General features: G+C 69.6%; 1 protein-coding gene. It reads right to left on the bottom strand.

All coding sequences use genetic code 11. The annotated features are described in order from the left end of the window. Positions 1-600, bottom strand: a 600-nt coding sequence (locus tag SB719_RS18965) for a hypothetical protein (protein WP_412159579.1), incomplete at its 3' end; no start/stop codon positions are given. Between the last annotated feature and the right edge of the window lie 41 nt (positions 601-641).

The following is a 641-nucleotide window of genomic DNA, read 5'->3' as shown; positions in this document are numbered from 1 at the left end:
CACATTGCGGGCGTTCGTCACGGCGAAGGAGTAGGTGATCTGCTCACCGACGGCGAAGTCGGCGGGTGCAGCGGGTGCGGCCGACTTCACCAGGGAGAGCTTGGGCGCAGCGGGCAGCGGCAGGGTGTTGTCGGATCGGGCGGCCGTGACCGGGTCTCCGCCGGGGGTCGTCCCTGTGGCCGTGGCACTGTTGGTCAGCTCTCCGGCGTCGACGTCGGCCTGGGTGAGCGTGTAGCGCGCGCGGCAGGTGACGTCGGCTCCGGGTGCGACCGTCGTGTTCGGGCAGTCGATGGCACTGAGCGTTCCGGTGCCGGAGAACGCGGTGTCGTCGACCGTGATGCCGTGGACGGTCACATTGCCCGTGTTGGACACCTGAAATGCGTAGGTGACGGTATCGCCCGCTGTGGCGGACCCGTCGAGCGTGGACGACTTCACGAGGGTCAGGCTGGGGCCGGCCGTTGCCGAGACGACAGCGGTCGAGGCGTTGGACACCGGGTTCACCGCGTGTGCGGGAGCCGTCGCGGTCGCCGTTGCGGTGTTGCTGATGCTTCCGGCATCCAAGTCGGCCTGTGTGGCCGTGTAGTCGGCGGTGCAGGTCACGCTGTCACCCGGAGCGATCGCACCCGCCGGGCACGTGGCGG

Source organism: Pantoea sp. SIMBA_079, assembly GCF_046940275.1.
Lineage (GTDB): Bacteria > Pseudomonadota > Gammaproteobacteria > Enterobacterales > Enterobacteriaceae > Pantoea > Pantoea borealis.
The sequence above is the reverse complement of the archived record's forward strand: the minus strand, read 5'-3'. Positions and strand labels throughout refer to the sequence as shown.